Origin of the sequence: Rhodococcus sp. NPDC127527, from assembly GCF_042672245.1 — a bacterium.
Classification (GTDB): Bacteria; Actinomycetota; Actinomycetes; order Mycobacteriales; family Mycobacteriaceae; genus Rhodococcus_G.
The window spans coordinates 18,735-44,168 of record NZ_JBHXVP010000009.1 but is presented as its reverse complement, the minus strand read 5'-3'; the positions used below and the strand labels follow the sequence as shown (position 1 = coordinate 44,168).

The 25,434-nt window shown below is 70.6% G+C and carries 25 protein-coding genes, 1 tRNA gene and 1 riboswitch; of the genes, 8 read left to right on the top strand and 18 right to left on the bottom strand.

Annotated elements, in window-relative coordinates; all coding sequences use genetic code 11:
• Position 1 precedes the first annotated feature (1 nt).
• The 5 genes from ACFVH2_RS16130 to ACFVH2_RS16110 all read left to right on the top strand — a co-directional run bounded on the left by ACFVH2_RS16130 (position 2) and on the right by ACFVH2_RS16110 (position 6,092).
• The gene (locus ACFVH2_RS16130) at positions 2 to 880 is read left to right on the top strand and encodes a DMT family transporter (RefSeq protein WP_378426452.1); all 879 of its coding nucleotides are present in this window, start codon (positions 2 to 4) and stop codon (positions 878 to 880) included.
• Between the two features lie 3 nt (positions 881 to 883).
• Positions 884 to 2,320 carry a GuaB1 family IMP dehydrogenase-related protein gene (locus tag ACFVH2_RS16125; protein WP_378426450.1) on the top strand — a complete coding sequence of 479 codons (1,437 nt, stop codon included), beginning with the start codon at positions 884 to 886 and terminating at the stop codon, positions 2,318 to 2,320.
• Between the two features lie 400 nt (positions 2,321 to 2,720).
• Positions 2,721 to 4,118, top strand: coding sequence for a hemolysin family protein (locus ACFVH2_RS16120; protein ID WP_378426448.1), 1,398 nt, complete (start codon positions 2,721 to 2,723; stop codon positions 4,116 to 4,118).
• Positions 4,111 to 5,199, top strand: coding sequence for a hemolysin family protein (locus ACFVH2_RS16115; protein ID WP_378426446.1), 1,089 nt, complete (start codon positions 4,111 to 4,113; stop codon positions 5,197 to 5,199). The genes ACFVH2_RS16120 and ACFVH2_RS16115 overlap by 8 nt, the downstream gene beginning before the upstream one ends.
• Entirely contained in the window at positions 5,196 to 6,092 is an 897-nt protein-coding gene (locus ACFVH2_RS16110; RefSeq protein WP_378475712.1) for a 3-methyladenine DNA glycosylase, read from the top strand. The genes ACFVH2_RS16115 and ACFVH2_RS16110 overlap by 4 nt, the downstream gene beginning before the upstream one ends.
• A gap of 12 nt (positions 6,093 to 6,104) precedes the next feature.
• Here the strand turns inward: ACFVH2_RS16110 and ACFVH2_RS16105 are convergent, their stop codons facing one another.
• The gene (locus ACFVH2_RS16105; protein ID WP_378428151.1) at positions 6,105 to 6,473 is read right to left on the bottom strand and encodes an STAS/SEC14 domain-containing protein; all 369 of its coding nucleotides are present in this window, start codon (positions 6,471 to 6,473) and stop codon (positions 6,105 to 6,107) included.
• Positions 6,474 to 6,578: 105 nt separating this feature from the next.
• Between ACFVH2_RS16105 and ACFVH2_RS16100 the strand changes: the two genes are divergently transcribed.
• Complete coding sequence (locus ACFVH2_RS16100) at positions 6,579 to 7,193, top strand: PaaI family thioesterase (protein ID WP_378428153.1); 615 nt, start codon at positions 6,579 to 6,581, stop codon at positions 7,191 to 7,193.
• A 13-nt stretch (positions 7,194 to 7,206) separates the two neighbouring features.
• On the opposite strand, the gene ACFVH2_RS16095 is transcribed toward ACFVH2_RS16100, so the two are convergent.
• Positions 7,207 to 7,980, bottom strand: a complete 774-nt coding sequence (locus tag ACFVH2_RS16095; RefSeq protein ID WP_378428155.1) for a class I SAM-dependent methyltransferase — start codon at positions 7,978 to 7,980, stop codon at positions 7,207 to 7,209.
• 194 nt (positions 7,981 to 8,174) lie between these two features.
• Here ACFVH2_RS16095 and ACFVH2_RS16090 point away from each other — a divergent pair, with 194 nt between their 5' ends.
• Positions 8,175 to 10,358 (top strand): malate synthase G, encoded by a 2,184-nt coding sequence (locus tag ACFVH2_RS16090; protein ID WP_378428157.1) that lies wholly within the window; start codon positions 8,175 to 8,177, stop codon positions 10,356 to 10,358.
• Positions 10,359 to 10,554: 196 nt separating this feature from the next.
• Positions 10,555 to 12,330, top strand: coding sequence for a substrate-binding domain-containing protein (locus ACFVH2_RS16085; RefSeq protein ID WP_378428159.1), 1,776 nt, complete (start codon positions 10,555 to 10,557; stop codon positions 12,328 to 12,330).
• 11 nt (positions 12,331 to 12,341) lie between these two features.
• On the opposite strand, the gene ACFVH2_RS16080 is transcribed toward ACFVH2_RS16085, so the two are convergent.
• The 16 genes from ACFVH2_RS16080 to ACFVH2_RS16005 all read right to left on the bottom strand — a co-directional run bounded on the left by ACFVH2_RS16080 (position 12,342) and on the right by ACFVH2_RS16005 (position 25,384).
• Positions 12,342 to 12,512 carry a hypothetical protein gene (locus tag ACFVH2_RS16080; protein ID WP_378428161.1) on the bottom strand — a complete coding sequence of 57 codons (171 nt, stop codon included), beginning with the start codon at positions 12,510 to 12,512 and terminating at the stop codon, positions 12,342 to 12,344.
• A 181-nt stretch (positions 12,513 to 12,693) separates the two neighbouring features.
• Positions 12,694 to 15,555: an aminomethyl-transferring glycine dehydrogenase gene (gene gcvP, locus ACFVH2_RS16075; RefSeq protein WP_378428163.1), complete on the bottom strand. Its 2,862-nt coding sequence runs from the start codon at positions 15,553 to 15,555 to the stop codon at positions 12,694 to 12,696.
• Positions 15,556 to 15,740: 185 nt separating this feature from the next.
• Positions 15,741 to 15,837, bottom strand: a riboswitch (glycine riboswitch).
• A gap of 102 nt (positions 15,838 to 15,939) precedes the next feature.
• The gene (locus ACFVH2_RS16070) at positions 15,940 to 16,548 is read right to left on the bottom strand and encodes a MerR family transcriptional regulator (protein ID WP_378428165.1); all 609 of its coding nucleotides are present in this window, start codon (positions 16,546 to 16,548) and stop codon (positions 15,940 to 15,942) included.
• A 191-nt stretch (positions 16,549 to 16,739) separates the two neighbouring features.
• Complete coding sequence (locus ACFVH2_RS16065) at positions 16,740 to 17,213, bottom strand: bifunctional nuclease family protein (protein WP_378428167.1); 474 nt, start codon at positions 17,211 to 17,213, stop codon at positions 16,740 to 16,742.
• A gap of 134 nt (positions 17,214 to 17,347) precedes the next feature.
• Positions 17,348 to 18,085: a MerR family transcriptional regulator gene (locus tag ACFVH2_RS16060; RefSeq protein WP_378428169.1), complete on the bottom strand. Its 738-nt coding sequence runs from the start codon at positions 18,083 to 18,085 to the stop codon at positions 17,348 to 17,350.
• A complete protein-coding gene (gene garA, locus ACFVH2_RS16055) occupies positions 18,085 to 18,570 on the bottom strand; it encodes a glycogen accumulation regulator GarA (protein ID WP_378428171.1) in 486 nt (161 codons plus the stop codon). The genes ACFVH2_RS16060 and garA overlap by 1 nt, the downstream gene beginning before the upstream one ends.
• 168 nt (positions 18,571 to 18,738) lie before the next feature.
• Positions 18,739 to 19,143 carry a glycine cleavage system protein GcvH gene (gene gcvH, locus ACFVH2_RS16050; RefSeq protein ID WP_378428173.1) on the bottom strand — a complete coding sequence of 135 codons (405 nt, stop codon included), beginning with the start codon at positions 19,141 to 19,143 and terminating at the stop codon, positions 18,739 to 18,741.
• A gap of 62 nt (positions 19,144 to 19,205) precedes the next feature.
• Positions 19,206 to 19,955: a DUF881 domain-containing protein gene (locus ACFVH2_RS16045; RefSeq protein WP_378428175.1), complete on the bottom strand. Its 750-nt coding sequence runs from the start codon at positions 19,953 to 19,955 to the stop codon at positions 19,206 to 19,208.
• Positions 19,956 to 19,961: 6 nt separating this feature from the next.
• Positions 19,962 to 20,321 (bottom strand): small basic family protein, encoded by a 360-nt coding sequence (locus ACFVH2_RS16040; RefSeq protein WP_378428212.1) that lies wholly within the window; start codon positions 20,319 to 20,321, stop codon positions 19,962 to 19,964.
• 5 nt (positions 20,322 to 20,326) lie between these two features.
• The gene (locus ACFVH2_RS16035; protein WP_378428214.1) at positions 20,327 to 21,130 is read right to left on the bottom strand and encodes a DUF881 domain-containing protein; all 804 of its coding nucleotides are present in this window, start codon (positions 21,128 to 21,130) and stop codon (positions 20,327 to 20,329) included.
• A gap of 65 nt (positions 21,131 to 21,195) precedes the next feature.
• Positions 21,196 to 21,855 (bottom strand): CDP-alcohol phosphatidyltransferase family protein, encoded by a 660-nt coding sequence (locus ACFVH2_RS16030; RefSeq protein ID WP_378428177.1) that lies wholly within the window; start codon positions 21,853 to 21,855, stop codon positions 21,196 to 21,198.
• Between the two features lie 46 nt (positions 21,856 to 21,901).
• Complete coding sequence (locus ACFVH2_RS16025) at positions 21,902 to 22,939, bottom strand: SMP-30/gluconolactonase/LRE family protein (RefSeq protein ID WP_378428178.1); 1,038 nt, start codon at positions 22,937 to 22,939, stop codon at positions 21,902 to 21,904.
• A gap of 59 nt (positions 22,940 to 22,998) precedes the next feature.
• Positions 22,999 to 23,592, bottom strand: a complete 594-nt coding sequence (locus tag ACFVH2_RS16020; protein ID WP_378428216.1) for an NUDIX hydrolase — start codon at positions 23,590 to 23,592, stop codon at positions 22,999 to 23,001.
• A 104-nt stretch (positions 23,593 to 23,696) separates the two neighbouring features.
• On the bottom strand, positions 23,697 to 24,311 hold the full coding sequence (locus ACFVH2_RS16015; RefSeq protein ID WP_378428180.1) for an NUDIX hydrolase: 615 nt from the start codon (positions 24,309 to 24,311) through the stop codon (positions 23,697 to 23,699).
• 52 nt (positions 24,312 to 24,363) lie between these two features.
• Positions 24,364 to 25,173: a bifunctional hydroxymethylpyrimidine kinase/phosphomethylpyrimidine kinase gene (gene thiD / locus ACFVH2_RS16010; RefSeq protein WP_378428182.1), complete on the bottom strand. Its 810-nt coding sequence runs from the start codon at positions 25,171 to 25,173 to the stop codon at positions 24,364 to 24,366.
• A 137-nt stretch (positions 25,174 to 25,310) separates the two neighbouring features.
• Positions 25,311 to 25,384, bottom strand: a tRNA-Pro gene (locus ACFVH2_RS16005).
• Positions 25,385 to 25,434: the final 50 nt, after the last annotated feature.

Here is a 25,434-nt window from a genome sequence, read left to right as displayed (position 1 = left end):
CATGGACCTGCCCGTGCTCTCCGTCGTGCTCGCACTCGTCGGGGCGCTCCTGTTCGCCGTCGGCTCGGTGTTCCAGCAGGACGCGGCGGCCGGGGTCGCCGACGACGACGCACTGCTGAGCGAGCTGATCCGCAGCCCCCGTTGGTGGGCCGGACTGCTCGGCGACGTCGGCGGGTACGGATTCCAGGCGGCCGCACTCGGAATCGGCTCGGTGCTGGTCGTACAGCCGCTCATCGTCAGCACCCTGTTGTTCGCGCTGCCACTGTCCGCGCGGTTCTCCGGTACCCGGATGACCGGACGTACCTGGGCCACCGCGATCGCACTCGCAATCTCGCTCGCGGTTTTCCTCATCGTCGGCGACCCGACCGCGGGTGACGACTCGGCGACAGCACGGCAGTGGGTGATTCCGCTCACAGTCCTGGCCGTGTTGTGCGTCGCCGCGATCGCGGCGAGCACCGCGCGGATCGGCGCCGGTCCGCGGGCACTGCTCCTCGGTTTCGCCAGTGGCGCGCTGTACGGCGTCGCGGTCGCGATGACCAAACCGGTGATCGCGACCTTCGAACACGGCCCCGGCGCGGTGCTCGGCAACTGGGTCACCTGGGCGCTGATCGTGGCGGGAATCGGCGGTTTCTACCTGCAACAGCTCGCCTTTCACGCCGGGTCACTCGCCGCGTCGCTGCCCGCGATCACCATCGGTGAGCCTCTGGTCGCGGCCTTCCTCGGGTTCACCGTCCTCGGCGAGCGGCTGCGCGTCGCCGGGCCCGGCATCACCGTGATCGTGGTCGCGGTGATCGTGATGATCGCGACCACGGTGGAACTCTCCCGCGCCCAGGCCAACGCCAGCGACGGCAAACCCGCACCGGACCCGGTAGTCTCGTAGCACGTGCGCTTCCTAGACAATCAACAGCCGCCCTACGACCTGACCTACGACGACGTGTTCCTGGTACCGAACCGGACCGAGGTCACGTCTCGGTTCGATGTCGACCTCGCGACCGTCGACGGGTCCGGGACCACCATCCCCATCGTGGTCGCCAACATGACCGCCGTCGCGGGTCGTCGGATGGCGGAGACGGTCGCCCGACGCGGCGGCATCGTGGTGATCCCGCAGGACGTGCCTGCGGCCGCGGTCGCCGAGACCGTGTCCTGGGTCAAGGGCAGGCACCTGGTCGCCGACACTCCCGTCACCCTCGGCCCCGACGACTCCGTCTCGGACGCGCTTGCGCTGCTGCCCAAGCGGGCGCACGGCGCCGTGGTCGTGGTCGTGGACAACCGCCCGGTCGGGGTCGTCACCGAGGCGGCCTGCGCCGATGTCGACCGGTTCACCCGCCTCAGCGCCGTCGCTGTGTCGGACTTCGCGACCGCCCCGGTCTCCGCGTCCCCCCGCGAGGTGTTCGAGCTGCTCGAGTCCCGGCACGATCCCCTCGCGGTGATCGTCGAGGACGACGGCACCCTCGCCGGCGTCCTCACCCGCACCGGTGCGATCCGGGCGGGCATCTACGAACCGGCGCTCGACGCGAACGGCAGGCTCCGGGTCGCGGCCGCCGTCGGCATCAACGGCGACGTCGCCGCCAAGGCGACCGCCCTGGTCGAGGCCGGCGCCGACGTGCTCGTGATGGACACCGCGCACGGCCACCAGCAGAAGATGCTCGAGGCGCTGTCCGCCGTCGCCGCGCTCGACCTCGGGGTCCCGATCGCGGCCGGCAACGTCGTGTCCGCGGCCGGTGCCCGGGACCTGATCGCGGCGGGCGCGAGCATCGTCAAGGTCGGCGTCGGGCCCGGCGCCATGTGCACCACCCGGATGATGACCGGCGTCGGGCGCCCGCAGTTCTCCGCGGTCGCCGAGTGCTCCGCCGCGGCCCGCGAACTCGGCGCCCACGTGTGGGCCGACGGCGGCGTCCGGCACCCGCGCGACGTGGCGCTGGCGCTCGCCGCGGGCGCGTCGAACGTGATGATCGGCTCCTGGTTCGCCGGCACTCACGAGTCCCCCGGCGATCTGCGCTTCGACCAGGCCGGCAATGCCTACAAGGAGAGCTTCGGCATGGCCTCGAAGCGGGCGGTCGCCGCGCGCACCGCCACCGACAACGCCTTCGACCGGGCCCGCAAGGGACTGTTCGAGGAGGGCATCTCGAGCTCGCGGATGCGGTTGGACCCGGTCCGGCCCGGAGTCGAGGACCTCATCGACCACATCTGCTCGGGCGTGCGCAGCACCTGCACGTACGCCGGTGCCCGGAACATCGAGGAGTTGCGGGACAAGGCCGTGCTCGGGGTGCAGTCCGCGGCCGGATTCGCGGAAGGCCGGCCGCTGCCTGCCGGTTGGTGACCGCGTCGTCACCGGGGTCGAACGCACACGGGGCCCGTCGCATCACCGGACATTCCTCCCGCTGCCGGTAGAATGATGCTCTCGACGCAGCAGTGCGCCCGGTTTGCCGTACCTGTCCGCGGCCTCGGTTCGTCCGTATTCTCCGGACGTCCGAGGCCCGCGGGGCGGCCGGGACGGATCAAACCCCGATCCGTCCCCACCGGGCACGACAGGAAGGAACAAGGTGCCAGAGGCACCCACACACGAGCCCCCCGCCTCCGCGCAATCCGGCGACGCCGATTCCGGCGACGGGGCCTCCGCATCGGAGGGCTCCTCTACCGAGCCGGGTGACAAACCCGGCGGCGTTCCACACGACTTCCACCCCATCCCATCTCGAACCCCGAGCCGGGGGCGATAGACGATGCAGATCGCATTGACCGTCGTGAGCCTCCTCGGCTTCCTCGCCCTGACCGCGGGCACCGCGCTCTTCGTCGCGGCCGAGTTCTCGCTGACCGCCCTCGAACGCAGCACCGTCGACGCGCACGCGCGCGACGGCGACCTCCGCTCCCGGCAGGTCCAGCACGCCCACCGCACCCTGTCCTTCCAGCTCTCGGGCGCCCAGCTGGGCATCACCATCACCACCCTGATCACCGGTTACATCGCCGAGCCGGTGCTGGCCCGGTTCATCACCCCCGTCCTCACCGCGATGAACGTCAGCGAGTCGGTAGCCGCGGGCATCTCGCTCGCCGCCGCGCTGATCATCGCGACCTCGCTGTCGATGGTCTTCGGCGAACTCGTCCCGAAGAACCTGGCGATCGCGCACCCGCTGGGGACCGCCCGGTTCACCGCGGGCGCCATGGCCGGGTTCTCGACGGTGTTCAAGTGGGCCATCAACGGGCTCAACGGAACTGCCAACTGGGTGGTGCGCAGGCTCGGCATCGAACCCGCCGAGGAACTGCGGTCCGCGCGGTCCCCGCAGGAGCTGGGGTCGTTGGTGCGGAACAGCGCCCGGCGCGGCTCCCTCGACCCCGCGACGGCACTCCTGGTGGACCGTTCGCTGCGGTTCGGCGAGCGCAGCGCGGAGGAGCTGATGACGCCCCGCGTCAAGATCGAGACCCTCGAAATCCGTGACACCGTGGCGGATCTCATCGACGCCGCATCCCGAACCGGGTTCTCCCGGTTCCCCGTCGTCGACGGCGACCTGGACGACACGGTCGGGGTGGTGCACATCAAGCAGGCGTTCGTGGTGCCGACGGCGGGCCGCGCGACCACCCCGCTGATCACGCTGGCGCAGAAGGTGCCCGTCGTCCCGTCCAGCCTGGACGGCGACGCGGTCATGGAGCAGGTCCGCGCCGACGGCATGCAGGTCGCCCTCGTGGTCGACGAGTACGGCGGCACCGCCGGCATGGTGACCATGGAGGACCTCATCGAGGAGATCGTCGGCGACGTCCGCGACGAGCACGACGACCCGGAGATCGAGGTGCAGCGCAGTGGCGACAGCTGGATCTGTTCCGGTCTGCTGCGCATCGACGAGGTCAGCCGCGCCACCGGATACGCCGCGCCGGACGGCGAGTACGACACCCTCGGCGGCCTGGTCCTGGCGCACCTGGGCCGGATCCCCGAGGTCGGCGACGAGGTGGTGCTGCCGAACCCCGCCGGCGACGGCAGGCCGGACGCGCACGGCGGCTGGATCGCCCGCGTCACCGGCATGGACGGCAGGCGCATCGACCGAGTGTCCCTGACCCCGGTCCCGGCCGAGCAGATCAGCAGGCACGGGGCGGCCGAGTCGACCGACTCCGAGGGGGTCTCGCATGAGTGACCTGTTCGCGGTCCTGCTCGCCGTGCTGCTGCTGGCGGGCAACGCGTTCTTCGTGGCCGCCGAGTTCGCGTTGATCTCCGCCCGACGCGACCGCCTCGAGGCGCTCGAGGCACAGGGCAAGAAGCGGGCGCGGACCGTCATCCGTGCCGGCGAACACCTGTCGCTGATGCTGGCGGGCGCCCAGCTCGGCATCACGATCTGTTCGATCCTGCTCGGTCGCGTCGGCGAACCTGCGATCGCGCATCTGGTCGAGAAGCCGCTCGACCTGTTCGGCGTGCCCGACGCGCTGCTGCATCCGATCGCGTTCACCATCGCGCTCGCGCTGGTGGTGGTGCTGCACATCCTGCTCGGCGAGATGGTCCCGAAGAACATCGCCATCGCCGGTCCGGAGCGCAGCGCGATGCTGCTGGTGCCGATCCACCTCGGCTTCATCAGGCTGGCCAAGCCGCTGATCGCGTTCTACAACTGGTGCGCGAACTCGACGCTGCGACTGCTGCGGGTGGAACCGAAGGACGAGCTCGACACGACCGTGTCCGAGCTGGAGCTGGCGGAGATGATCGGCGAGTCCCGTTCGGAGGGGCTGATCGACGAGGAGGAACACCGCCGCCTCACCCAGGCGCTGCACACCACCGACCTCACGGTCGCGGACGTGTCGATCCCGCTGTCGAAGGTGCACACCGTGCCGATGACCGATGCCGGCACCACTCTCGGCGCCGTCGAGCGGGCGGTCGCCGAGACCGGCTACTCGCGTTACCCGGCGCGCCTGACGGACGGCACGATCGTCGGCTACCTGCACCTCAAGGACGTGCTCGACGAGGTGCTCGACGAGTCCGCGGGACCGGACACGGTGATCCCCCGCTCGGACGTGCGACCGCTGCCGCAGTTGGGGATGCAGATGCCCCTCGAGGAGGCACTGTCCATGCTGCGGCGGGCGAGCAGTCACCTCGGCGCGGTGGTCGACGCCGACGACACGACCGTCGGCATCGTCGCGCTCGAGGACCTCGTCGAGGAGTTCGTCGGGACCGTGCGGGACGCCACCCACCGCGTCGACGACGCGGTGCCGGGTCAGCGGACGCCGTGACGGTCTCGGACGAAGCCGTCGCGGGCGGTCCACTCGTGCTCCCGCAGCACGAGTGGACCGCCCGCCGGGACGCGCACCGGGCGTGGGTGGACGCGCTGATCGGCCCGCACCTGTCGCGTCAGACGCGCGGCGAGAAGCATCCGGTGATCGACTTCCTGTTCACCTACTACAGCCTGCGCCCGGCCCAACTGCGACGCTGGCATCCCGGGTACGGGGTGCGACTGACCGGGCCCGCGGCGCACGAGTACTGGGACTACTCGGGGTATCGCCGGTGCGGCGACGACGCCGAGGCCGACCCCCGGTTGCTGGCCCAGCGCCGCTCGATGCTCGAGTTCACCGAGCGGCTGCTCACGGGCACCGCCGCTCGGCCCGCCCAGCTCGGCTGCTTCGGCCTGCACGAGTGGGCGATGGTCTACCGCGGCGGCGAGCAGGCGGTCCGGCATTCGAGCACCCCGCTGCGGCTCGGGCCGGACGGCACGGACGCGGTCGTCGAGTCGATGAACCTGCGTTGCACGCACTACGACGCGTTCCGGTTCTTCACCCCGGACGCGGTGGGCCGCAACGAGACCGAGCTGCGGCGTGAGGACCAGGCCGGGCGTGAGCAGCCGGGCTGCCTGCACGCCGGCATGGACCTGTACAAGTGGGCCTACAAGCTGGTGCCGCTGATCGACTCGGACCTGCTGATGCGGTGCTTCGAGCTGGCGATGGACGCTCGCGAGCTGGACATGCGCGCTAGCCCCTACGACCTCGCCGGGCTGGGTTACGAACCGGTGCCGATCGAGACCGCATCGGGGCGCGCCGAGTACGTCCGCGCCCAGTCCGCGCTCACCGAGCGGGCAGCCCCGCTGCGCACCGAGCTGCTCGAGAAGTGCCGGACGCTGCTGGTCCGATGACTCGGCCGGGGGTCACCGCCCCTGCGCGGCCCACTCGAGAGCGGCCGACTCGTCTGCGAGCGCGAACGAGCGCACCTCACAGGGGAACACGAAACTGATCAGGTGAACGGCCTTGCCGATCCACTCGTGATCGGTGACCAGTGCGATGCGGCCCCAACTGCGCCGAGGCCGAGTGTCGAGCTCGGCGTCCTGCCACAGCGCACCGGCGCTGTAGCCGCTCAGGTCCTCGCCCAGCACGTAGACCAGGTTGACCTTCTCGTGCTGGGCGATCTTCGCGTCGATGGCCGGATCGAGGACTTCCCGGTAGTCCCGCGCGGTCACCGTGCCGCTCGCCCGAAAGCCCAGGACGCCGTCGGGCAGATTCTCCATGGCTTCGATCACGAAATCATGGTTCCACAGGCCGGGTGCCCGTGTGCCGCAACACGAGCGAGCCGAACGTCCGGGGATTCGCGCGCGACCGCCGGGCGTTTGCTGCACGATCACACGGTGAAGTTCACCCGAGAAGACATCGACACCACCGAGCTCAACCGGCGTCGGGCCCTGTACGGCCCGCTCACGGAGTCGGTCCGCGAACTCGTCGACGCCACCATCCGCACCGAGGTCGACGACGCGGTGATCCGCGAGGTGCACGCCGCCGTCACCGCCGCGACCGCGAAGTTGCGCGCGAAGCAGATCGACGGCGGGTTCGGAATGCGCTTCACCGCCGACGGCGAGTCGATCGCCTGGGGCAACGCGGGGATCGGATTGCGGAACGCGATCGCACCCCCGCTGGTCATCGAGTCCGACGACTCCGGCCTGCACTGGACGGAGGTCACCCTCGGCGCCGCCTACGAGGGCCCGCCCGGACTGGTGCACGGCGGGGTCTGCGCGCTGGTACTCGACCATCTGCTCGGCACCACCGCCAGCTCGGTCGAACCGCGCTTCACCGGCACGCTCACACTGCGTTACCGCCGTGGCACCCCGCTGGGTCCGCTGCGCGCCGAGGCCCGGATAGACCGCAACGAGGGGCGCAAGACCGTCGTTCTGGGCACGCTGTCGGACGAGGGTGGCGTCACCGTCGAGGCCGAGGGCATCTTCATCGGCCCGGCCGCCTCGAGCTGACATCCAGCGGACGTCACTCCGGCGCGGACACCGTCCCCCTGGCGTACCAGGCGCGGGCGTCGAGCCTGAACGACCGGGACGGAAGCTCCGCCCGGCATGCGTCGCGCACGCGCGCCTGCTGCGCGCGCGACAGCGACTGCAAGTGCCGGCCGGCGGGACCGACCGCGAAGGTGAACGGCTCCCAGAAGTCGTCGAATCCGGTGTAGTCCGCGTGGGAGGTGAGCGCACCGCCGGCCACGTCGGTCAGCCCGGCGCCGCGGAAGAGCCCGGCGAGGTCGCCGTCGGCGGTGCCGGCCATCGCGGATTCGCCTGCCGCGTCGGGGTCCACCTCACGCACCGCGGTCCAGTACAGCCGCAGCATCGTCATGCCGCCGGTGGCGATGTCCCACATGCAGGCGGCGACGGTGCCGCCCGGGCGGGTCACGCGGGCCATCTCACGCACACCTCGGTCGGGGTCGCTCATGAACCCGACCACCAGTGACGAGAGGGTGGCGTCGAACTCGCCGTCCGCCCAGGGCAGCCGTTCGGCCACCCCCTCCCGGACGTCGGCGCCGGGATTTCGCTCGCGGCACGCCGCGACGAACTGCGGTGCCGGGTCGATCGCCGCGACGTTCGCCGCGCCCACCCGGGTGACGAGTTCCCGGGTGAGACCGCCGGGTCCGCATCCGACGTCGCAGACCCGGCTGCCGGATGCGATGTCGGCGGCGTCGGCGAGCGCGACCGCGAGGGCGGGCGTGTAGCGCCCCATGAAGCGGTCGTACTGCACTGCCGGTCCGGCGAACTGCACGGATCCAACTCCACCGCACCCGCGCGCACCCGTCAAGACCACCGGGTCGCGGTGGCGCCGTCGGATTCCGGGAATCGTCACGATGACCGAACCGTTGAACCTGGCCAGGAACCCGCGACAAACAGCTAGACGATTACCCCCGAGTAACATAAGGGCGGTCTAGATGTGGCATCCCCAGAAAAGTGAGGCAATTCATGACTGAACGCGTGCAGGTCGGTGGTCTTCAGGTTGCAAAGGTACTTCACGATTTCGTGAACGCCGAAGCCCTGCCCGGCACCGGCGTAGACGCCGACGCTTTCTGGGCCGGCGCCGTCAAGGTCATCGAGGACCTCGCCCCCAAGAACAAGGCCCTGCTCGCCAAGCGCGACGACCTGCAGGCCCAGATCGACGCCTGGCACCGCGACCACCTCGGACCGAAGTTCGACGCCGCGGAGTACAAGGCGTTCCTGCAGGAGATCGGCTACCTGCTGCCCGAACCCGCCCCCTTCACCGTGCAGACCCAGAACGTGGACGCGGAGATCGCCACCACCGCGGGCCCGCAGCTGGTCGTCCCGGTGCTCAACGCCCGGTTCGCGCTCAACGCCTCCAACGCCCGCTGGGGATCGCTGTACGACGCCCTCTACGGCACCGACGCCATCTCCGAGGCCGACGGCGCGGAGAAGGGCAAGGGCTACAACAAGGTTCGCGGCGACAAGGTCATCGCCTGGGCCCGCGAATTCCTCGACGCCGCGGCACCGCTCGCGGCCGGCAGCCACGCCGACTCCAAGAGCTACCGGATCGACGGCACCGAGCTGAAGGTCGAACTCACCGACGGCACCGTCACCACCCTCGCGCAGCCGGAGAAGTACGTCGGCTACCTCGGCGAGAAGGACGCGCCGACCTCGGTCCTGCTGCGTAACAACGGATTGCACGCCGAGATCCAGATCGACGCCGCGTCCCCGATCGGCTCGACCGACGCGGCCGGCGTCAAGGACGTCGTGCTCGAGTCCGCGCTCACCACGATCATGGACTTCGAGGACTCCGTCGCGGCCGTCGACGCCGACGACAAGGTCGTCGGCTACCGCAACTGGCTGGGCCTCAACCGCGGCGACCTCGCCGAGGAGATCAGCAAGGGCGGCAAGTCCTTCACCCGCACGCTGGGCGGCGACCGCATCTACACCGCCGCGGACGGCTCCGAGCTGACCCTGCACGGCCGCTCGCTGCTGTTCGTCCGCAACGTCGGTCACCTGATGACCAACCCGGCGATCCTCGATGCCGACGGCAACGAGGTGCCCGAGGGCATCCTCGACGCCCTGATCACCAGCCTGTGTGCCGTGCACGGCCTGTCCAGGAGCGAGGCCAACGGGCCGCTCGACAACAGCCGCACCGGCTCGATCTACATCGTCAAGCCCAAGCAGCACGGTCCCGAGGAGGTCGCGTTCACCTCCGAGCTGTTCGGTCGCGTGGAGGAGGTCCTCGGCCTGCCCGCGAACACCCTCAAGGTCGGCATCATGGACGAGGAACGCCGCACCACCGTCAACCTGGCCGCCTGCATCAAGGAGGCCAGCGACCGGGTCGTGTTCATCAACACCGGCTTCCTGGACCGCACCGGCGACGAGATCCACACCTCCATGGAGGCCGGCGCGATGGTGCGCAAGGCCGAGATGAAGAAGCAGCGCTGGATCTCCGCCTACGAGGACTGGAACGTCGACAAGGGCCTCGCCGCCGGACTGCAGGGCAAGGCGCAGATCGGCAAGGGCATGTGGGCGATGACCGACCTGATGGCGGACATGCTCGAGCAGAAGATCGGCCACCCCAAGGCCGGCGCCAACACCGCGTGGGTGCCCTCGCCCACCGGTGCCACCCTGCACGCCACGCACTACCACCGCGTCGACGTGTTCGCCGTCCAGGACGCACTGAAGGGCAGCCCGCGCGCCACGGTCGACGACATCCTGACCATCCCGCTCGCCCCGAGCACCGACTGGTCGGACGCCGAGAAGCGCGAGGAGCTGGACAACAACTGCCAGTCCATCCTCGGCTACGTGGTCCGCTGGATCGACGCCGGTGTCGGTTGCTCCAAGGTGCCCGACATCCACGACGTCGCGCTCATGGAGGACCGCGCCACCCTGCGCATCTCGAGCCAGCTGCTCGCGAACTGGCTGCGTCACGGCATCGTCACCGAGGCGGAGATCGTCGCCGCGCTCGAGCGGATGGCCCCCGTGGTCGACCGGCAGAACGAGGGCGACGCCGACTACCGCCCGATGGCGCCGGACTTCGACACCAACATCGCCTGGCAGGCAGCCAAGGAGCTGATCCTCGAGGGCGCCGAGCAGCCGAGCGGCTACACCGAGCCGATCCTGCACCGCCGCCGCCGGGAGTACAAGGCCGCCAACGCCTGATCCCCACTGCGCATCGACGCCGCCGCCCGAGAAGGTTCGTCTCGGGCGGCGGCGTCGTCGTGTCGGGGACCCGCGGTCGACCGAGGATCCGGTCGGCACCGATCCGTAGACTGCCGTTGGAGAACTCGCGCGGGCGTCCGGGCCCCTGTGCGATCGACGGGACTGGTCCGGCGACGGCGGACGGAGACGAGGGCACGTGGGGCAGCATCGCGGACGGCAGGGCACCCGGGGAATCAGCAAGGGCCCGATCATCGCGGTCGCCACGGTGGTCGTGCTCGTCCTCGGCGCACTCGGCTGGTTCCAACTGCGCGACCGCATCTCGGACCAGGGCACCCAGGCCGCGCAGACCTGCGTCGAGGGCAATGCCGTCCTCGACGTCACGGCCGATCCCGACATCGCCGCCCAGATCAGCGAGTTCGCGGACCGCTACAACAAGACCGCACCGGTGGTGCGGGACCACTGCATGACGGTGACGGTCACCGCCGAGCCGTCCGCGACCACCACCGCGGCGCTCCGCGCGGGCGGCGGCAAGTGGACCGGGACCGGTCCGGCTCCGGCACTGTGGATTCCCCAGAGTTCCCGGTCCGTCGGCGCCCTCGCCGACCATCCGGGACTGGTCGACGGTCAACCGAAGTCGGTGGCCGAGTCGCCGGTCGTCCTGGCCGCCGCACGCCACCTGGCGATGGCGCTGACCGCGAGGCCGGTCGGTTGGCGGGATCTGCCCCGCATGCAGTCCGACCCGGGCTCGCTGCCACCGCTGGGTCTGCCCGGGTGGGGCGGACTGCGCCTGGCGATGCCCACCGGCGCCGGCTCGGACGCCACCGGACTGGCCGCCGAGGCGGTCGCCGCGGAGGTCGCCGGCGCGGGCACCGGCCCGGTCACCGCGCAGCAGGCGGCGTCCGCCCCCGTGACGGCGGCGCTGGAGACGCTGAGCCTGGGCTCCACCGCGATAGCGGGCGGGGTTCCCTCGAACACCGCCGACGCCCTCAAAGCCCTGGCCGCGCAACAGAAGCCGGCCGACGGCCCGCTGCACGCAGTTCCCGCGACCGAACAGCAGGTGTACGCGGCGACCTCCGCCGGCGCATCGATCGGCGAGGTGGCGCTCACCGGTGCGACTCCGGTCGCCGATCATCCCGCCGCGATCCTGACCGCCGGCTGGGTCGACGAGACCCGCAGCCGCGCGGCCGCCCAGTTCGTCGACTTTGTCCGCCGGCCGGAACAGGCCGAGACGCTGCGCGCAGCGGGCTTCAGGGTGGACGGCACCGCGCCCGCGGGCACCGAAGCCGTCCGGTTCGCGCCCCTCCCCAGCGTGCTCGCACCCGCTCCCGCCGACGTGACGCGGGCGCTGACGGGTGTGGTCGAGAACCCGGTCACGCCACGCAATTCGACCGTGCTGCTGGACATCTCCGGATCGATGAGTGACAACGAGGGCAACGCGACACGGCTGCGCAACACCGCGGCCGCCCTGACCACGCAGGTCGGCACCATGCCCGACAACTCGAACCTGGGACTGTGGGTGTACTCGAAGGGCCTCGACGGCGCCAAGGCATACAAGGTAGCCGTCCCGACCGGATCGCTCGCCGGGTCCGTCGGCGGCGTGCCCCGACGGCAGGCGATCGACACCGCCCTGAGCGGCCTCAGGCCTGCGACCGCCACCTCGACCTACGCCTCGGTCGAGGCGGCGTACGCGGCCGCGGTGAAGGGTTTCGTCGCGGACCGGCCGAACTCGGTACTGCTGATCACCGACGGACCCAACGACGACACGTCGATCAGCTCACAGCAGCTGCTCGCGTCGATCAAGGACACCGCCGTGGACGGCAAGCCCGTTCGCGTCGACGTCATCACCATCGGCGCGAACTCCGACAGCGCCACGCTGCGGCAGCTCGCCGATCAGACCGGCGGCACCCTGGTGAGCGTCTCGACCTCGGCCGGACCCGAACTGAGTGCGGCGATCGGCACGCTGCTCGCCTGACGGCACCGAGGTCAGAGGCACCAGGTGATGTCGGCCGAGCCTGGCAGCGGAACGACGAAGCAGATGTTCACCGACCCGTTTCCGATGATGCGCTTGTCCGCGGAGGCGGTCGGAGCTGCGAGCGCACCGACCGACACGACGATTGCGGTGACTGCCAGGACTCGTGCGATTGTGGAAGACATTTCCTGCACCTTTGGCTGGACGAGGGTGGCGCACAGTCACCCTCAGCCATCGTCCTCCGACCACCGCAGGTCACACAAGGACCGTTCGGACGGCTCACGACCCCGGAACCCCACCTCCCGATGTCACACTCGGACCGCTTCAGACGAACCGGTGTGACATCGGGAGGTGGAAGGGGCAGGCTCAGCTGCTGAAGGCCTCGATCGGCGGGCAGGAGCAGACCAGGTTGCGGTCGCCGTGCGCGCCGTCGATGCGCCGGACCGGCGGCCAGATCTTGCGGGCGGACTTGCCGGACGGGAACACCGCGAGCTCACGCGAGTACGGGTGCTCCCACTCGCCGACCAGGCAGGCCGCGGTGTGCGGGGCGCCGCGCAGCGGGTTGTCGTCCACCGGCCACTCCCCCGACCCGACCCGGTCGATCTCGCACCGGATCGCGACCATCGCGTCACAGAACCGGTCGATCTCGTCCAGGTTCTCGGACTCGGTCGGCTCGATCATCAGCGTGCCCGCCACCGGGAAGCTCATGGTCGGGGCGTGGAACCCGTAGTCCGCCAACCGCTTCGCGACGTCGTCGACGGTGACTCCGGTGTCCTTGCTGATCGGACGCAGGTCCACGATGCACTCGTGCGCGACCATCCCGTTCTCGCCGGTGTAGAGCACCGGGAAGTGCTCGTCGAGGCGGCGGGCGATGTAGTTCGCGGATGCGATCGCGGTGAGTGAGGCCCGACGCAGCCCGGCCGCGCCCATCATCCGGATGTACGCCCACGTGATGGGCAGGATCGAGGCGCTGCCGTACGGCGCCGCGGACACGGTCGGCCCGGTGCCGAGCTGCGGGGCCAGCGGGTGGCCGGGCAGGAACTGGGACAGGTGCGCGCGCACCGCGACCGGGCCGACGCCGGGCCCGCCACCGCCGTGCGGGATGCAGAAGGTCTTGTGCAGGTTCAGGTGGCTGACGTCGCCGCCGAACCGGCCCGGGCGGGCGAGGCCGACGAGCGCGTTGAGGTTGGCCCCGTCGACGTACACCTGACCACCCGCGTCGTGCACGGCCGCGCAGATGTCGGCGACCTCGTGCTCGTACACGCCGTGCGTGGACGGGTAGGTGATCATGATCGCGGCCAGCCGCTCGGCGTGGTCGGCGATCTTGGCCCGCAGGTCGTCCAGGTCGACGTCACCGTTGGGACGGCAGCCGACGACCTCGACCCGCATCCCGGCCATCACCGCGGAGGCGGCGTTGGTGCCGTGCGCGCTGGACGGGATCAGGCAGGTGTCGCGGTGGTCGTCACCGCGGGAGAGGTGGTAATTGCGGATCGCCAGCAGGCCCGCGTACTCGCCCTGGCTGCCGGCGTTCGGCTGCAGGCTCACCGCGTCGTAGCCGGTGATCGCGGCCAGCCAGTCCTGCAGGTCGGTGATGATCGACAGCATGCCGGGCGCGTCGTCGACGGGCGCGAAGGGGTGCAGGTTGGTGAACTGCGGCCAGGTGATGGCCTCCATCTCGGCGGCCGCGTTGAGCTTCATGGTGCAGGATCCGAGCGGAATCATGCTGCGGTCCAAGGCGATGTCCTTGTCCGCCAGCATCCGCAGGTAGCGCATCATCGCGGTCTCGGTGCGGTGCTTGACGAATGCGGGGTGCGCGAGGAACTCCGAGGTGCGTGCCAGCTCGGCCGGCAGCGAGGCCGCCGCGTCCACGCCCGCGGCGCGCACGCCGAACGCCGCCAACACCGACTCCAGGTGCGCGGGCGTGGTGGCCTCGTCGCACGCGATGCCGACGTGGTCGGCATCGACCTGCCGCAGGTTCACGTTCCAGCCCTTGGCCGCCGCGACGACCTCCTCGGCGCGGCCGGGCACCCGGGCGAGCACGGTGTCGAAGAACTGCTCGTGTACGACCTCGACGCCGGCCGCGCGCAGGCCGGACGCCAGGGCGCGGGCGTGACCGTGGACCCGCCGCGCGATCGCGGTCAGGCCCTCGGCGCCGTGGTAGCTGGCGTACATGGCCGCGACGACCGCGAGCAGGACCTGCGCGGTACAGATGTTGGAGGTCGCCTTCTCACGGCGAATGTGCTGTTCACGGGTCTGCAGTGCGAGCCGGTAGGCCTTGTCGCCGTCGGCGTCCACCGACACCCCGACCAGCCGTCCGGGCAGCTGCCGGGCCAGCTTCGAGTGGACCGCGAGGTAGCCGGCGTGCGGACCACCGAAGCCCATCGGGACGCCGAAACGCTGCGTGGTGCCGAAGCAGGCGTCGGCGCCCTGCTCGCCGGGCGGGGTCAGCAGGGTCAGCGCCAGCAGGTCGGCTCCGACGGCGACCAGCGCACCGCGCTCGTGTGCCGCGGCGATCAGCGCGCTGTGGTCGACGACGCGGCCGGACGCACCGGGTACCTGGGCCAGGACGCCGAAGAACTCGCCGTCGGGCAGCCCGAGGCTCAGATCCGCCTCGACCAGTTCGATGCCGAGCGGGGTGGCCCGAGTCTCGATCACGGCCCTGGTCTGCGGGAACAGATCCGTGTCGACGACGAATCGCGGGGACTTGCTGCGGCCGGCCCGGCGCAGCAGCGTCATCGCCTCGGCGGCGGCGGTGGCCTCGTCGAGCATCGACGAGTTCGCGACCTCCATCCCGGTGAGGTCGGCGACCATGGTCTGGAAGTTGAGCAGGGCCTCGAGCCGGCCCTGGCTGATCTCCGGCTGGTACGGCGTGTAGGCGGTGTACCAGGCGGGGTTCTCGATGAGGTTGCGCACCAGCACCGGCGGGGTGAGGGTGTCGTAGTACCCGAGGCCGATCATGGAGGTGGCGACGGTGTTGCGCTGCGCCAGCGCGGTCAGTTCGGCGAGCACCTCGTGCTCGGAGACCGGCGGGGGCAGCACGTCGAGGCCGTCGCTGATCCCGTCCGCCGCCGAGTCGAGGATGCTCGCCGGCACGGCCTTCGCGGCGATCTCGTCCAGCGTGTCGACGCCGATGACGTGCAGGATGCGCTGCAGTTCGGCGGTGTCTGGGCCGATGTGGCGATCGACGAATGCGTGACTTCTGGCGTCGGACTTGTCATTGACGGACATCGCAACTCCCGCGGCTGGAGGGTCTGAGGGAACACCCCGCCTGCCCGGATGGGTTCGAGCGCGGTGCTTTCCTCCCCCTCTGTCGCCTGCTCGTCGCCGCGAGCGCCTGAGAGATTCAGGACCCGACTGCGTGGGTCCCTTTCCCCGTGGGCGGGTGGGTGCTCCCACCGCTTTCCAGAGACGTCGTAGCCCGCACGGTCCTCGTTGCCTGAGAGATTGACGGGGAGGTATTGCTCCTTCGGCGTCCGGACTGGTGCTCCGGAACTCTCCCATGCGGCGTCGACGTACCTGTGATTCTAGGCCACGAATCGCCTTGCTCGCGCCGCCGGTACCCCTGCCGGAGTGTGCCGCGCGACACGTTCGGCGAGCCGGAGTCGACCCGGATCAGCCGATCTTGCGGTTGGCGCGGTTCTTGCGCCGCGACGCGAGTTCGTCCTCCGGACTCTGCTCGCTCTCGCCGCCGTCGGCACGCTCGGCCGGGAAGTCGGCGATGGTGCCGGTCAGTTCCCGCATCGCGCCGCTGACCGCGATGCCGAACACGCCCTGGCCGCCCTGCAGCAGGTCGACGACCTCCTCCGGGGACGTGCACTCGTAGACGGTCGTGCCGTCCGAGAAGAGCGTGATCTTCGCCAGGTCGCCGACGCCCCGCTTGCGCAGATGGTCGACCGCGACGCGGATGTTCTGCAGCGAGATCCCGGTGTCGAGCAGACGCTTGACGATCTTCAGGACCAGGATGTCCTTGAACGAGTACAGGCGCTGGCTACCCGATCCCGCGGCCCCGCGGATCGACGGGACCACCAGCGAGGTCCGCGCCCAGTAGTCGAGCTGCCGGTAGGTGATACCCGCGATCTGGCAGGCGATCGGTACTCGGTAACCGACCAGGTCGTCCGGCACGGAGTCGTCGGGAAACAGGCCGGGCTGAATGTCCTCGGCGCTGACCACCTCGGCGTTGATGTCCTCACGGACATTCGCGTCCTTCGGCTGATCTCCCACTGACTGCTCCCTCTCGCACGGACAATCCCTACCGTGGATTCATCTCAGGGTACGCCCGGATGAATCACATGGTGGGTGTTCACTGAGACCAGACGCTATGGCTCGGCGTATCCGCGGTCAACGCAACACGCCCAGATAGCTGGACCTTAGCTTGAGAGTGCACCGTTTCGCCAGGTGACGGCCGAATCGGGTCAGCCGTCGGTGGCCTTGAAATCGTCCGGCGACACCGATTCGAGGAATTCCTTGAACTTCTCGACCTCGTCCTCGCGTTCGTCCGGCATGACCAGTCCGGCCTCGGCGAGCACCGACTCCTCGGCGTAGATCGGCACGCCCGCGCGCAGCGCGATCGCGACGGAGTCCGACGGCCGCGCCGAGACGGTCAGGTTCTCGTCGAAGACCAAGTCGGCGTAGAACGTGCCCTCCTGCAGGTCCACGATCCGCACCTCGCGCAGGGTGTGTCCGAGCGCGCCGATCAGCGTGGTGATGAGGTCGTGCGTGAGGGGGCGCGCCGGCTCGACACCCTGCTGTTCGAGGACGATCGCGGTCGCCTCCGTCTGCCCGATCCAGATCGGGAGATAGCGGTCGCCGTCCGCCTCCCGGAGCAGCAGGACGGGCTGATTCTGTGGCTGCTCAACACGAATGCCGACCACGCGCATTTCGCTCATCGCGTCTGCCTCCCGTCTGCCGTCCCTTGCACGCCAACGAAGATGGCGCCCGAACCATGAAGCGGTACCGTCGATTCTATTCGAACCGGGGCCACCATTCGACTCTCGTCTCGCCTGCCGGACAGGTCAGTCGATCAACGATCCAGCGCTCCGCGCACAGCCGCCTTGACCAGACAGGTGTGCAGCGTCAGTGACAGTGCCGCGAGCTCGCGCACCATCTCCTCGGCGCGGTCCCGCGCACCCGCGTCACGCCCCTTGGCGACCGGTCCGGCGATCTGCGCGACCAGTCCCGCCTCCCGGTCCGCGGCGAGCTTGAAGGCCCGCAGGTGCCGAACCTCGAGGCCGAAACCGGACATCGCCTTCGCAGTGCGCGCGAGGGTGACCGCGGCCTCGTCGAAGAACCCGGCCGCGCCCGGCACGATCAGCCCACTGCGGACGAGCTCGGCCAGGAACGGCTCGTCGGTTCCCGAGCGGGCCAGCAGGTCGGCCCGGCTGATCCGCACCTCGCGGTGCGGCCGGAACTCCTCGGGCGAGACCTCCCCCGGCGCGATCGCCAACGCCCGCGGGCGACGCGGGGCCGAGTCCGTGGACCCGACCACCGCGACTCCGCTGTCGATCGCCTCGAGCTGCTCCTTGATCACCTTGAGCGGCAGGTACTGGTCACGCTGCGCGGTCAGCACGAACCGCAGGCGCTCGCAGTCGGTGATCGAGAACCGCCGGTAGCCCGACGGCGTACGTTCCGGACTGATCAGGCCCTCCGCCTCGAGGAAGCGGATCTTGGAGATCGTGATGTCCGGAAACTCCGGACGGAGCCGATCCAGGACGGAGCCGATCGACATGCCGCCCTGGGTCTGCTGCCGTACGGCTGTCATCAGCTTCCCGCACCCGCAGGCGAGTCGCCGGCCGCCCCACGCGGACCGGTCAGGAAGACGAGCCGGAACTTGCCGATCTGGACCTCGTCACCGTTGGCCAGGGTCGCCGAGTCGACCGGCTCGCGGTTGACGTAGGTGCCGTTGAGGCTTCCGACGTCGACCACCTGGAACTCGTGCTCGTCCTGACGGAACTCCGCGTGCCGGCGGCTGACCGTGACGTCGTCGAGGAAGATGTCGCTGTCCGGGTGCCGGCCCGCCGAGGTGGTGGGCTGGTCGAGCAGGAACCGGGAGCCCGCGTTGGGGCCGCGCTTGACGACGAGCAGGGCCGATCCGGCCGGCAGACCCTCGACGCCCGAGACGGGCGCCTCAGTGACTGGCGGGGTGGCCGTCGCACCGTCCAGTTCACTGAGGAAATCCGCACGGAAGACAGACGTGGTCTCCGCCGGCGTTTCCCCGTAGACCGCGTCGTTGTCGTTGTCGCTCACCGTTTCTCCTCCTCAGTCCGATCGATTCGGGAATGGTCCCGAACAAATCTGTAGACACAATCACATACCGATGCGGACCTGCGCCCCGACACGGCGAATGCGCTCCCCTCGACCGTACCCTGCGAAAGCCCGTCCGCGTAGGCAGTCGCCGGTCGGGGCGGGCCGAATCTACTCGCCCGAGACCGCTCGGTACGCCTGCGCGTCGAGCATCCCGGCGAGCGCGGAATCGAGAGTCGCCTCGTCGGCGACCTCCAACTCCACCAACCACCCCTGTTCGTACGGCGCGGAGTTGACCAGCTCGGGGCTGGCATCCAAATCGGCGTTCGCCGCAATGACTTTCGCGCTCAGGGGAGCGTAGATGTCGGAGACGCTCTTCGTCGACTCGACCTCGCCGAGCGACTCCCCCGCAACAACCGCGTCGTCGACGGCCGGCAGCTGCACGAAGACCACGTCGCCGAGCTGCGACTGCGCGAAATCGGTGATGCCGATCCGCACGGTGGTCGCACCGGTCCGCTGCACCCATTCGTGCTCCGCCGTGTACAGCAATTCGGTCGGCGTATTGAGTTCACTCACCGTGAAGTCCTTTCATGACAAATCCGGTGCGCGCGGCGGTCGCGGCAGGTCGTACCCGGATCTCAGTTTCCGGGCTGAGCGTATTGGCGCGGTTTCGTCTCTCGCAAGGCGGAGATCGTGACCTGCTCGGATTGTTCGACGGTGACCCGACCACCGCTGCGAGCCACCGTGTCCACCACTCCGCCCGGGATGTTCAACGCGGCCGCCAACGTCGGCGGGTCACCGATCGCCGTCACCCGGTACGGCGCCGCGATCTCCGTCCCGTCGAGTTTCAGCCGACCCGGCTGCCCGGTCACCCACGAGTTGACCCCGATCCGAATCGGCGCAGCTCCGCCGCCCTGCACCTCGATGGCCTCCGCCCCCGCCGCGCGCAGTTCCTGCAGCAGGTCGAGCAGCACCTCCGAGCCGACGCCACGACCCGGATCGGTCACCGTCAGCACCACGCCGGGGCCGGTCGCCGGGATCGAACCGACCTGGATCGACAAGGCCGTCAGCCGCGACTTCGCCTCTGCCAGCGCCGCCTCCGAGCCGCCGCCGCTGCGCTGCAACGTGGCCAACGTCTCCTCCAGCGAGGCGACCTCCTGGCGCAACGAGGCCTCGCGCTGGTTCAGGGTGTCGAGCACCACCAGCAGGTCGGCCGGCCGCGCGGAATCCAGCGTGTCTCCCGAACCGGTGTCGCGGACCTGCGTCGCGATCGCGAGCCCCAGCGCGGCCATCAACAGCACCGCCAGCAGCCCGAACACCGTCCGGGACCGGCGCACGGACTCCGGTGTCGCGGTGTGCCATTCGTGCTTGCCCTCGGACCCGTTCACCGTCGGTCACGCACCGAACAGCCTGCGCCGCAGCGCGGCCGCGTTGCCGAAGATCCGGATACCGAGCACCACCACGATCGCCGTGGACAGCTGAGTGCCGACACCGAGCTGGTCGCCGAGCCAGACGATGAGCGCGGCGACGAGCACGTTGAACACGAACGAGACGACGAACACCTTGGCGTCGAAGATCTCGTCCAGGTACGCACGCAGACCGCCGAACACCGCGTCGAGCGCGGCGACCACGGCGATCGGCAGGTACGGCTGGACCGCGTCGGGCACCTGCGGCCGAAAGACCACGCCCGCAACGATCCCCGCGACGAGCGCGAGTACGCCGTAAATCGCGTATCCGTTCTTGACCACCTTCAGCGGCTTCACTGGCCCCCCAACTCGTGTGCGGATCGGATCTCCCGGGCTGACGCGCCGGGCAGTCGGATGTCGTCGTTGTCGGCGACCGTGAACCCGACGCCGTAAAGCTGTGCCACACCGGACATCCGGAGGTAGGCGTCACTGACCACGAATCCGGTCTGCAGCCGGGAGCTCGGCCCGATCGCGGAGACGACGTACGGCGACGGCACCGGCTGGTTGTCCACCAGCATCGCACCGCCCGCCTGCCGGATCGTCACCGAAGGCCCGACCCGGACGCCACCGACCGCGACGGCCTCGGCGCCGCTCGCCCACAGCGAGTTGACCACCGCCTGCAGGTCACGGTCGAGGATCACCGGCTTCGCTCGGGCCGCAGGGCGCGACTGGTCGGACAGGTCGGGGCGGGCGGCCGGGTCGGTGAGCGTGACGACGATGCCCGGCCCGTGCACCGCGTCCAGCCCCGCGGCCTGTTCCTGTGCGCCGAGCCTGGCCAGGACCGCCGATCCCTGGGCGTCGCCTGCCAGTGCCTGCTCCCGCAGCGCGTCCGTCCGGGCCACCAGGTCGTCCCGGGCGGCGGACAGTCCCGAACCTCGCGCCTCCGCGTCCTTGACCTTGCCGAGGATCTCGCTGCGCACCTGGTCGGCGCCGGGGGCACGGTCGGCTGCCTGCGCGTAGGCCACCCCGAAGAGCAGCCCGAGGACGAGGCAGCCGGCGGCGCACCAGGCGCCCGCGTGCAGCGGTCGGTGCAAGGAGTGTCCACGCGCCCGGTCCTCGGCCGCGGCGGCGTAGCCGGGGTCGAGCCCCTCGTTCATCAACGCCCGCAACAGCGAGGGGACCGGATTGCGGCGGACCGGTTCGTCGTCTCTCGCGGCACCGCTCACGGGGACTCGGCTCCCCGTGCGCCGGCACCCCGACGTGGGACCGGCGGGACCGTCCGCGCGACGTTGCGCGCGGCGAGCAGGTAGAGCAGTCCGGTCCACACATACAGCCCGGTCCCCCACGCCAGCAGCGCATAGCCCCAGGCTCGACCGTACGGGGCGAACGCCCAGTCCCCCTGCGCCGCCAGCACGAGCGGCAGCGCGAACATCAGCGCGAAGGTGGCGGCCTTGCCGAGGTAGAGCACGGTGGGCGGCGGCAGCCCGCGGCGTCGGTAGATCGGCAGCGTGCACGCCAGCACCAGGTCGCGGCCGATCAGGATCGCCGCGACCCACCAGGGGATGATGTCGCGCAGCGCGAACGCGACCAGCGTCGACACCACCCAGAGCCGGTCCACCAGCGGATCGAGCAGGCCGCCCAGTTTCGACGTCTGATTCAGCAGACGGGCGAGCTTGCCGTCGGCCCAGTCGGTGAACCCGCTGAGCATCAGGATCGCCAGCGCCCAGCCGTCCGCGTGCGGGCCGAGCAGCAGGTAGACGAAGATCGGGACGCCGACCAGGCGCAGCACGCTGAGCACGTTCGGCACGGTCAGGATCCGGTCGGTCACGATCGGTTCGGTCGGGCCGTCCGCCACCTCAGGTGGCCGGTTTCCGCTGCCCATGTGACCCCCGTGCTTCCTCGTCCGTTCGGCTACGGGGACAAGCGTGTCACACGGCGGTCCGGGGGGCTCGAACGCGGGCGACCGCGTCCGCGGTCAGGCTGCCCAGATAGAGCCAGCCGTCGGCCTCGCGCACCCCCGTGACCGGCGAATAGCTGCCCTTCCCGCCCCGCAGGCTGTGCACGATCGTGCCGTTGCCGTCGAGTCCGAGCACCCAGGCCCGCTGTTCCGGCTCCGGCTGCGCCCAGTCGGGCAGATTCGCCGCGAGCAGCCGCAGGGCCGGGTGCGGCGCCATCAGGTCCAGCAGCCGCATCCGCGGGCTGTACAGCGCGACCCAGAAGATCCCGTCGACAGTCTGCGAGGCGACGTTGTCCGGGATGCCGGGCAGGTTCTCCGCCCAGGTCCCGACTCGGCCGGCGTGCGGTCCGGTCAGCTCGACCCGCCGGATCCGGTAGCCGCCGGTCTCCGCCACCACCACGAAGGACTCGTCGGCGGCGAGCCCGACCCCGTTGCCGAACTGCAGGCCGTCGGCCAGCAGGTCCGTCTCGCCGGTCGCCGGGTCCAAGCGGATCAGCCTGCCGGTCCCGCGGTGCTCGAGCAGGTCGTAGCGGTGCTCGGCGATCGAGTACTTGGCCGAGGAGTCGGTGAAGTAGACGATGCCGTCGCGTCCGACCGCCGAGTTGTTGCAGGCGACGAGGGGCTGGCCGACCGCACTGTCGGCGAGCGTCTCGATCCGCCCGCGATCGTCGACCCGCAGCACGCCCCGCTCCGCGTCGCAGACCAGGTACCGGCCGTCGGCGAGCACCTCGACGCCGAGTGGGCGGCCGCCGGTGTCGGCGACGACGGTGGGCCGTCCCGGCTCGTCGAAGCGCCACAGCCTGCCGTCGTCGGTGCCGGTGACGAGGCGCCCGTCGTGGTCGACTGCGACGTCCTCGGGCCCCGTGGCACCGGGCATGCTCCAGCGCTCGGTGGCCTCGAACGTGGGGGCGGTCGCGGCGCCGACGGTGGGCGGAGTCGGGGCCTGCCAGGCGACGGGCTCGACGCCGGTCCGGTCGAGGCGCTGCAACGTCGAGTAGACGATTCCCATGTCGGCCACGGTAGAACGCGCACGCCGCCGGCACAGGCGAACGCGCCGGGGCGGGTACGTCAGCGCGCGGCGAAGTCCGGCTGCGAGTACGCGGCCACCCGGGTCGCCCGGCCGCGGAGCACCACCTCGCGGAACTGATGGACGATCGCGCCGGTCGGGGCGTGCATGGCGCCGCCGCGGAACGGCCACCGCAGCATCGGCGGCGTACCCGCGGGGGCGTTCGTGACGGGCTCGAGCACCGCGTCGACGTCGACCTCGGCCATCGTCACCTCGAACACCACGGCGACCTCGTCCGGGTTCGGGATGATCGGCCCGCCGGTCTCCCCCACCCACACCACGACCGGGGTGATCACGAAGCCGGACCGGGTGACGTAGTCGTCGAGGGCACCGACGACATCGGCTGCACTCGCCTGCACCCCGAGTTCCTCGGCGAGCTCGCGGACCGCGGCCTGCTCGGTGGACTCGCCGGGGTCGACGGTGCCGCCGGGCAGCGCGAACTGTCCGGCGTGCGCGCGCATCGTCGGCGGTCTGCGGGTGAGCAGTAGCCGGGTGCCCGCCTCGTCGGTGATCAGCGCCAACGCCACCGCGGCACGGCGCGTGTCGCTCGGCGGGGCGACCGTTCGCTCGAACCCGCGCAGCCGCGCCGCGCACATCTCCCGGGTCAGCACCGGGCCCGGCTGCGGCGGCGGCGCGCCGTCCCGCGGATCCTCGTCGCGCGGCTTCGGGGTGCTCAGTTCCATCACCCGACCGTAACCGGTCAGCGGGACGCGAAGTCGGGCTGCGCGAGATCGGCGACCCGGGTGTGCCGCCCGTGCAGGACGACCTCCCGGAACTGGTGGATGATCGCCGCGGTCGGCGCGAACAACTGTTCACCCCGGAACGGCCAGTGCAGCAGCGGCTCGGACTCCCCGGGCAGCGACCGGATGACGGGCTCGGCGTCGAGTTCGGCGGCGGTCACCTCGAACACGAGCGCGACCTCGTCCGGGTTCGGCGTGATCGGTACGGCCGGCTCGCCGACCCACACCACGACCGGGGTGATCACGTATCCGGAACGGGTGACGAAGTCGTCGAGCGCGCCGAGCAGGTCCGCCTCCTCGGCGTGGATGCCGAGCTCCTCCCCCAGCTCCCGCCACGCCGCCTGCTCGGGCGACTCACCGGGGTCGACGCCGCCGCCCGGCAGCGCGAACTGACCGGGGTGCGCGCGCATCCTGCTGGGCCGCAGCGTGAGCAGCAGGACCGGCTCGTCGGCGCGTTCGACGACCGCGAGGGCCACCGCGGCGGTCCGGTGCCCGGCGCGGTCCACCACGAGCGGCGTGAAGCCGGCGAGCGCGGCCGCACAGGCCCCGCGAGTGAGAGTCGGGTCCTCGTCCATCAGCCGACCCTAGACCCGCACCGGGCGGCGGCGCCGACGCGACGGGGCCGGCTCAGGCGAGGGCGTCGACGAACGCGCCCTGCCAGACCGTGTCGAACGGGGTGTGCGCGCCCACGCGGCCCTCGATGCCCGCCGTGACGAACTCCTTCGCGAAGTCGACCGCGTCGTACACCTCGACGCCCTTGGCCAGTTCGGCGGTGACGGCGGCGGCGAGGGTGCAGCCCGCGCCGGAGACGCGCTCGCGACCGACCTTCGGCGCGGTGAGGATCGTGACGTCCTCGCCGTCGAAGAGCACGTCCACCGCGTCGTCACCGGGCAGTTCCACCCCGCCTTTCGCCAGGACGTACCTCGGGCCGAGGTCGTGGATGCGGCGGGCGGCCTCGATCAGCTCGTCGACCGAGCCGATGGCGTCCATCCCGGCCAGGGTGCGGGCCTCGAACAGGTTCGGGGTCACCACGGTCGCGAGCGGCAGGATCTGCTCGCGCAGCGCGGTGTCGGTGTCCAGCGCGGCACCGGGTTCCTGGCCCTTGCAGATGAGCACCGGGTCGAGCACGACATGACGCCACGACTGCCCGCGCAACCCCTCGGCGACGACCTCGATGGTCGCCGGGGTGCCGAGCATGCCGATCTTCACGGTGTCGAGGTCGTGTGCCGCGGTGGCCGCCTCGATCTGGTCCGCGATCACCTCCGGCGCGATCGGGACGAATCGGTGCGACCAGTTGTTCTTCGGGTCGAAGGACACGATGCAGGTGGTGGTGCCGACGCCGTAGACGCCCAGTTCCTGGAAGGTCTTGAGGTCGACCTGGAGTCCGGCGCCGCCGGTGGCTTCCATGCCGGCGATGACATATGCGAGGTCGACCACGGTGAGTTCTCCCGACGGGGTGGATGGGGTGATGATCGCGGTCAGCCTAGCAATCGGCGGGTCCGTGAAAATCACTCGGACCTGCGGCCGAACACGACGAAGGCCGTCCCGGATTTCTCCGGAACGGCCTTCGGTTGTCGGGCTGACAGGATTTGAACCTGCGACCACCTGACCCCCAGTCAGGTGCGCTACCAAGCTGCGCCACAGCCCGTCCACTCCCTTGCGGGCGCTCGATGAGATTACATCAGTGCGACTCCGGAT